The 7,129-nt window shown below is 44.6% G+C and carries 8 protein-coding genes and 1 pseudogene; 5 read left to right on the top strand and 4 right to left on the bottom strand.

Features of this window, described 5'->3' with window-relative positions; all coding sequences use genetic code 11:
- Positions 1 to 204: 204 nt before the first annotated feature.
- Positions 205 to 492 (bottom strand): ssl2009 family thylakoid membrane protein, encoded by a 288-nt coding sequence (locus tag O9323_RS15575; RefSeq protein WP_002750958.1) that lies wholly within the window; start codon positions 490 to 492, stop codon positions 205 to 207.
- Positions 493 to 506: 14 nt separating this feature from the next.
- Positions 507 to 1,160, bottom strand: a complete 654-nt coding sequence (upp, locus tag O9323_RS15580) for a uracil phosphoribosyltransferase (RefSeq protein ID WP_002750959.1) — start codon at positions 1,158 to 1,160, stop codon at positions 507 to 509.
- 448 nt (positions 1,161 to 1,608) lie between these two features.
- On the opposite strand from upp, the gene O9323_RS15585 reads away from it, so the two are divergent.
- Both O9323_RS15585 and mdh read left to right on the top strand, forming a co-directional pair.
- Entirely contained in the window at positions 1,609 to 1,824 is a 216-nt protein-coding gene (locus tag O9323_RS15585) for an NAD(P)H-quinone oxidoreductase subunit O (protein WP_002766111.1), read from the top strand.
- 25 nt (positions 1,825 to 1,849) lie between these two features.
- Positions 1,850 to 2,827, top strand: coding sequence for a malate dehydrogenase (mdh, locus tag O9323_RS15590; protein ID WP_288125396.1), 978 nt, complete (start codon positions 1,850 to 1,852; stop codon positions 2,825 to 2,827).
- On the opposite strand, the gene O9323_RS15595 is transcribed toward mdh, so the two are convergent.
- A complete protein-coding gene (locus O9323_RS15595) occupies positions 2,828 to 3,955 on the bottom strand; it encodes a THUMP domain-containing class I SAM-dependent RNA methyltransferase (protein WP_002750967.1) in 1,128 nt (375 codons plus the stop codon).
- A gap of 641 nt (positions 3,956 to 4,596) precedes the next feature.
- Positions 4,597 to 5,223 (bottom strand): TetR/AcrR family transcriptional regulator, encoded by a 627-nt coding sequence (locus O9323_RS15600; protein ID WP_002747032.1) that lies wholly within the window; start codon positions 5,221 to 5,223, stop codon positions 4,597 to 4,599.
- Between the two features lie 242 nt (positions 5,224 to 5,465).
- On the opposite strand from O9323_RS15600, the gene O9323_RS15605 reads away from it, so the two are divergent.
- From O9323_RS15605 to O9323_RS15615, 3 genes and pseudogenes are all read left to right on the top strand, one after another.
- Entirely contained in the window at positions 5,466 to 5,942 is a 477-nt protein-coding gene (locus tag O9323_RS15605; RefSeq protein ID WP_002750969.1) for a YbjN domain-containing protein, read from the top strand.
- On the top strand, positions 5,905 to 6,666 hold the full coding sequence (locus O9323_RS15610) for a lipoate--protein ligase family protein (RefSeq protein WP_002750970.1): 762 nt from the start codon (positions 5,905 to 5,907) through the stop codon (positions 6,664 to 6,666). Before O9323_RS15605 ends, O9323_RS15610 begins: the two co-directional genes overlap by 38 nt.
- Before the next feature lie 325 nt (positions 6,667 to 6,991).
- A pseudogene (locus tag O9323_RS15615) lies at positions 6,992 to 7,129 on the top strand (photosystem II D2 protein (photosystem q(a) protein)); the annotation flags it as partial.

Genomic DNA, 7,129 nt, shown 5'->3' on the forward strand with positions numbered 1-7,129 from the left:
TAGCCAATTTTTTGCCAGCTTTTTGGCTAGTTTAGTCAGATTCTTGTTTCCCAATTTGAGAATTCTTTCTGATTTACAAATAACCGCAATTTTCTGCATCCAAATCAGCTTCCCAACTCAATTTGTGAGAAATGCGGGTTCACTAGGAAATTAATTTTGCACGACTACTTATAAAGGTTTTGAGATTTATTCAGCCAACCCTATTTAATGATCGCTGCCGTTTTCCTGTACCGATCCTAACTGTTGACGCACATCATCGATCGCTAGATTTAACTGGGCAATTTTATCTTCTAAACTGCGGCGGGCCATTTCCATACCTTCCTCTGGAGTCAAGCGCCCATTGCGGATCTCCTCCAAAAAAGACTGATTATCACCATCTGCTAAAGCGCGACGGCTGCGATTAGCCAACACTGTCCCCAAAACACCGCCCACTAAACCACCGACAATCGCACCAGCTAAAAAACCGCCCGCAAACCCATCTCGCTGACTCATAATCCGTTTTTCTCCTAATAGGTTCCAAAAGCTCGATCGCCGGCATCGCCCAACCCCGGCACGATGTAACCGCGGCTATTTAATCCTTCATCGATAATAGCCGTATAGATGTTCAAGCTGGGATAATTCTGACTCAATTTCTGTAAAGCCGGTGGGGCAGCCACCACGGAAATCAGGCGAATTAGGGCAGGATCAACGCCTCTGCTGGTAATTTCTGCCATTGCCGTTGAAATTGATCCCCCCGTGGCTAACATCGGTTCAAGAATTAACACTCTCGTGGCCGGATCAAAACTAGCCGGTAATTTATTTAAATAACAACTCACCTCCAGGGTTTCCTCATTTCTGGCTAAACCGAGATGATAGGTACTAGCTAGGGGTAAAAGACTTTGCGCCCCTTCCAACAAGGCTAATCCTGCGCGTAAAATCGGGACTACGGCCATCGGTACGCTAGGATCGATAAAAGTAGCGGGACATTCCGCTAGAGGGGTTTTAACGCTAGTTTCCAGGGTCGGCAACCATTGCCTGGCTGCTTCGTAGGTTAACCAGCGCCCTAGTTCCGTCATCGCTGTTTTAAACAGTACCGAGGGGGTATTTTGATCGCGGGCGATCGCCAGCCAATGCTTAACCAGAGGATGTTCGGGAACATAGACGCGCAGTTGTAAAACCATGAAAACACGAGAACTCGATCGAGGGCTAAACTTTATCTTAAGCCAAAAAGCCATCAGCCCGGAATCAGTTATTAGTTTCTAAAGGCAAGGGGCGACAGGCACTCATGCACAAGAAAGAATCTGGCAATTCTCCCACCTAAAAACAAGGGTAAAAACTAAGTAGGTAGGTATTGAAAACTTTCAGATGCCCCCCTTATTAAGGGGGGACTAAGGGGGGATCGGCACCCTCCTTAATAAGGGGGGGATCGAACCTAAAATCCATTTTTAATTTAATTATAACCAGCCACCTAAGTACATCAAAGCTTTGAGCCTAACCAATTAGGTTTTAGATTCGGCCTTTGGTATTAGTCATCAGTAAACCGATGACTGAAAAAAGCTCTTGTCAGAGGTCTGCCCGAATATGTAACAATTTATGGGGGAAACCCCCAGCAAATTTAACCAGAAAAACATGGCAGCTACAATTAAGAAAGGAGCTTTAGTCCGCGTGGTGACGGGAAACCTAGAAAATAGCCTCGAAGCCCTAGCCAGCGATCGCCGTTTACCCAGTTATATGTTCGACTCGACAGCAGAAGTCTTGGATGTAAAAGATGATTATGCTTTGATTAAATTCTATGTTCCTACCCCCAGTGTGTGGCTAAAGCTCGAACAACTGGAACCCGCCTGATGAGGAATTGCCTCATCCATAAACCATGGTTGACTTCTACGATACACTCATCCCCTGTCAATCGCCCCGAGTCTCGGTTATTGGTGCTGGCAACGTCGGACGCACCCTGGCCCAACGCATCGCCGAAAAAAACCTCGCCGATGTGGTTCTCCTCGATATCGTCAATGGTTTACCCCAGGGTATTGCCCTAGATTTGATGGAAGCTCAGGGTATAGAACTGCACGACAGCGAGATTATCGGCACTAATAACTACGAAGACACGGCAGGCTCGGATATTGTCGTGATTACGGCCGGATTAGCCAGAAAACCGGGCATGAGTCGCGATGATCTCATGAATGTTAACGCCAAAATTGTCGTCGAGGCCGCCACTAAATGCCTCAGGTATTCTCCGGAAGCCATTTTTATTGTCATCACTAATCCCCTGGATGTGATGACCTATCTAGTCTGGCAATCGACCGGTTTACCCCCCCAAAAAGTGATGGGAATGGCGGGAGTCCTCGATTCTTCCCGTTTACAAACCTTTATCGCCATGGAATTGGGGGTTAGTACCGCCGACGTTCATGCTATGGTTTTGGGTGGTCACGGTGATTTAATGTTGCCCCTACCCCGTTACTGTACCGTCAGTGGTGTGCCGATTACCGAATTAATGGACGAGATAACGATTAATCGTTTAGTGGAGAGAACTCGCAACGGTGGGGCTGAAATCGTCAAATTACTGCAAACTGGCGGCGCTTATTATGCCCCTGCTTCCTCTGCCTGTACCATGGTCGAGACGATATTGAGAAATCAATCCCGTTTACTGCCGGCGGCAGCCTATCTTAAGGGTGAATACGGTTTACAGGATGTCTATCTGGGGGTTCCCTGTCGCCTAGGATGTCGGGGTGTGGAAAGTATTCTGGAAGTGCGTTTGACCGATGCTGAACGTCTGGATCTACACACTTCGGCTGCCTCAGTTCGTCAAAATGTTCATTTAGCTCTTGACAGTCTCAAGGTTTTGATGTAGTTAATACAACTCATATTTTAAGAGGGTACAGGGCAAAGAACCGTTATACAAGGGAGTGCGACGGGAAGAACGCAGACCGATTTGTTTAGTCAGTTCTTTGTTTCCCGATAAAATATAGGCTGTCCAACCCTTAAACCTCTGTTTTAAGACATCACCGAAGGATTTATATAAGGCCCCTAATTCTTCGGTATTACCCAATCTTTTGCCGTAAGGGGGATTACAGAGAATAATCCCTCGATCGCTCGTCGGTTCTAAGTCGGTGATGCTTTGCAAGCTAAAATTAATATAGTCCTGCACTTGACAAAAATAGGCGTTATCCTCGGCCTGATGCAAAACCTCGTAATCGGCATCACTAGCATAAATTGGCGCATTTAGCTGAAATTTTTGTTTTTCTTTAGCTTCCTGAAGCAAAGATTGCCACAAATCCGGTTGATAGTCTGGCCATTTCTGAAATCCGAACTGGGAACGGGATAAACCGGGGGCAATATTTAAAGCTTTTAACGTCGCTTCGATGACAATGGTTCCCGAACCACAGAAAGGGTCCAAAAGCACCATATCATCCTGCCATGCTGATAATTCTACCAAAGCAGCGGCAAGACTTTCTTTCAGAGGTGCGACTCCCATGGCCCGATGATACCCACGACGATGTAAACTGTGGCCAGAACTATCTAAACTAAGCACACAGCGATTTTTCTCGATATGAGCGTTAATTTGCAGGTCGGGGTTTTCTGTATCCACAAAGGAACGGGGATTGCCCTGTTGACGCTGTTGGTCGATAATAGCGTTTTTGATGCTTAAAGCAGTGTAATGGGTGTGATTGAGGCGATCGTTCGTTCCCGTACATTGTACCGCTAAAGTTTCCTCACTGCTGAGATAATCTCGCCAATCAATGGCTTGAATACCATCATACAGTTCCTTCCCATCCCCACAGGGAATTTCGGCAATGGGAACCAAAACCCGAAAAATAATTCTTGACCAAAGATTGACTCGATAGAGTAGGGAGATATCCCCCTGAAAATGGACTCCGGTGAATACTGGTTTCACTTCTTTGGCCCCTAGGAATTCTAATTCCCTAGCGGCAATTTCTTCTAGTCCCCTAGCGGTGGTAGCAAAATAGGATCGAGTCATTTCAGTTATCAGTTATCAGTTATCAGTTATCAGTTATCAGGTTTCAGTTTTCAGTTATCAGTGACTAGCGCTGGTCGTTGGTAGCTTGAAATCAGAAAGATTTTAATTTTTATCCCCTTGTAAATTCCCTATCTCATTCGTTCTTTCTTTATCTTGCAGGTAGTTGGCGATCAAATCAAGTTTTTGTTAGGAAATATTAAGGGTTTCTCTCAATCAAGACTAGACAGCATTCTCTGAGAAAATAATGTAGGCACTCATCATCATTCTTCTCTCGAGTTGCCTGAGCTATATTTGCTAGTTCTGTTTCTCCTATCTCTATATTATCCAGCCAACGCTCAAAATCTCCTCTGTCCATGTGTTCTTTAAATTTATTGGGATTATCTATAGATAATTCGAGTAATTCTGGGATATTGTTAACGACTTTTACTTCACCATTGTCTAAGTTAAAGAGGTCATTCTGTTATTCTTACTTCCCCTCCCGACGACCGGCTACTGACTCCTGACAACCGACTCCTAACCCCACCAATAAACTTTTTGCCGTAAACCCTACTTAAGTAAGCTAAAACGGATTTTAACCGCCTATCCTTAGATTAGCTGTCTCGGAGTCTCGGAGTCTCGACTAGGAAATTAATTTTGCACGACTACTTAACTAACACTCCATTCAGAAAAATTTCGGCAATACCTTCGGCCATTTCTTGTAAAGCTAAGGGGGAAGCATTACTATCTAAAATAGTTTCACTAGAAAAACCGGCAATTGCGAACATTCCTAGAAAAACCTGGGCTACAATTTTCGGATTCATGGGACGATAGATACCACGATCGATCGCTGTTTGAAAAAAAGCCTCAGCCACATCGGTCATTTTAGCAATTACCTCCGATTGAATCCGCTCTTTTAATTCGGGGTGAAATTGTGCCTCTATAAAACAAACTCGCAATAAATCGCTATTTTCTCGCATTCTCAACACCCTACGTCGCATCACCTGCGCTACCGCTTTATAACTGCCCATTTCGCTCAATTCCGTCAGCAAGTCGGTGAGAATGTCCACCCATCCCCTAGTGGCCACTTCGATTAAAATCGCCTTTTTGTTGGGAAAATAACGAAATAAAGTTCCTTCTGCCACATTTGCTTTTCCTGCTAGGTCTTTGGTCGTGGTTCCTTCATAACCCTTAGCGGCAAATAAACGTAAAGCGGCCTGTAGAATACGACTACGGGTATCTTCTTCCCCAGAATTGGTCTCAGTTAGGGAACGTTGAAAAAGACTTTGCATAATTATTGACAGCTAGAACGGGATAGAGCCATTGTCATCGATCAAGTTAGGTGTTTACTCAAATGCTTCATAAAATTTTGAGTAATTGGGGAAGTGGGGAAGTGGGGAAAGTGGGGAAAGTGGGGAAATTCAACAAAAACCCCAAAACCCCAAAACCCTAAAACCCCACTTCCCCAACCCGAATGTCTTTTTTTCTTTTCTCTTGGGATAAGATTGTGATCGATCGAGTTTAGGGAATTTTTATGACCACAGAAAGTTTAGCGACTTCAGAAGCAATAGAGTCAATGACCGATGAATTTCTGGCTAGTACGAGCAGTCACCAAGAAATGATTGAAATGGTTATTTCTACTCTGCAGCAGAATGATACTGCTATGGTACAACATACAGAAAAAGGTTATCTGTGGAAGTTTCAGTATGGTAGCGTTGAGGTATTTGTGCAGTTAACTGGGGAAAGCGATGATGATTTTCTCACGGTGTGGTCTTCTGTGCTGAAATTGCCTGTTCAGGATGAATTGGGATTAACCCGCAAGTTATTAGCGATGAATTGTGCCGAAACCTTTGAATCTCATTTTGCCATTATGAATGAGCAGGTGGTGGTGATTTCTCAGCGTACTGTGGCCGATTTGTCTCCCGGGGAGATTTCCCGAGCAATTACTCTCGTGGCGACGGTAGCAGATAATAATGATGAAATGTTACGAGAATCCTTTGGTGGCGGCTAAAATTTGGCGTTATATCCCTCCAATTATCTCATCGGCAGAGCTACAAATGGCGATCGATTCTTGGTTACTAGAACAACACCGTTGTGGTCATCATCCCCCGACTCTGCGTTTTTATCAATGGTCGCCCCCAGCTATTTCCTTGGGCTATCATCAACGGCAATATCCCGATTTTTGGCGTGATTTGACTTGGCAAGGTCAAAAAATCTCCCTAGTTCGTCGTCCTACCGGTGGCCGGTCCGTACTACATCAGGGGGATTTGACTTATATGGTGGTAAATTCGGGGATGAAGGGGAATGTTAGGAAAGTTTACTGTCAAATCTGTCAATTTTTAATCACAGGCTGGCAAAATCTCGGTCTAGAATTGTCCTACGGTGCTGCCGGCCGGGGATATATCCATTCTGCTAACTGTTTCGGTACAGCCACCGGTGCGGATTTAGTCGATAATTGGGGAAATAAATTTATTGGGAGCGCCCAACTGCAACGGGGTTCCTCGGTTCTCCAACATGGTTCGATGGTGTTAGAGCAGGATAATTCGCTGTTTGAGCAAGTTTTCGCCAGTGCTGCCCCTCAAAAGCTCAATTTAGCCCCAGATTTGACCCTAGAGACAATTATCGCTACCCTGAAAACCGCCGCCGAGGAATGCTTTGATTGTCAATTGCTAGAGCAACCCCTAGAGGATTGGGAATGGCGATCAATTAAAAAAATGAATATAAATACTCATTGACAAAAAAGTTTTTGTGTGTATTAAAAATCAATTATGAGTCAAGTTGTATAGATTTGTAATTTTTTGCTAATAATAGTTAAAGGTAGATAGAGGCCGCAAGGAACCAAAGTCTTACCGAACTCGAAATTATTGTCTAGCTTGTGCTAGTTTAAGAAACGTTAATCTTTTACAGTTTGTGAGGATTAACGAGCGATCGCAGCTAGTTTAGTTAAGCTAATCCAGTCAATCGATCGCGCCATCTTATAAGACAATGGGAGTAATCCCAGACTCAAAAAAGTTAAGAAATCTTGCCCGTGATTTCAGTTAAGCAAGAGGAAAAATACCCATGACCATTGCTGTCGGACGCGCCCCAGAAAGAGGGCTGTTTGATGCTCTCGATGACTGGCTCAAAAGAGACCGTTTCGTCTTCATCGGTTGGTCTGGTTTACTACTCTTCCCCTGCGCCTTCATGGCCCTAGGTGGA

This window comes from Microcystis sp. LE19-131.1A, from assembly GCF_027532015.1.
Lineage (GTDB): Bacteria > Cyanobacteriota > Cyanobacteriia > Cyanobacteriales > Microcystaceae > Microcystis > Microcystis ichthyoblabe_A.

Coding starts and splice junctions, on each gene's coding strand:
- O9323_RS15575 (WP_002750958.1), bottom strand. CDS start 492: ATGAGTCAGCGAGATGGGTTTGCGGGCGGTTTTTTAGCTGGTGCGATT.
- upp (WP_002750959.1), bottom strand. CDS start 1,160: ATGGTTTTACAACTGCGCGTCTATGTTCCCGAACATCCTCTGGTTAAG.
- O9323_RS15585 (WP_002766111.1), top strand. CDS start 1,609: ATGGCAGCTACAATTAAGAAAGGAGCTTTAGTCCGCGTGGTGACGGGA.
- mdh (WP_288125396.1), top strand. CDS start 1,850: ATGGTTGACTTCTACGATACACTCATCCCCTGTCAATCGCCCCGAGTC.
- O9323_RS15595 (WP_002750967.1), bottom strand. CDS start 3,955: ATGACTCGATCCTATTTTGCTACCACCGCTAGGGGACTAGAAGAAATT.
- O9323_RS15600 (WP_002747032.1), bottom strand. CDS start 5,223: ATGCAAAGTCTTTTTCAACGTTCCCTAACTGAGACCAATTCTGGGGAA.
- O9323_RS15605 (WP_002750969.1), top strand. CDS start 5,466: ATGACCACAGAAAGTTTAGCGACTTCAGAAGCAATAGAGTCAATGACC.
- O9323_RS15610 (WP_002750970.1), top strand. CDS start 5,905: ATGATGAAATGTTACGAGAATCCTTTGGTGGCGGCTAAAATTTGGCGT.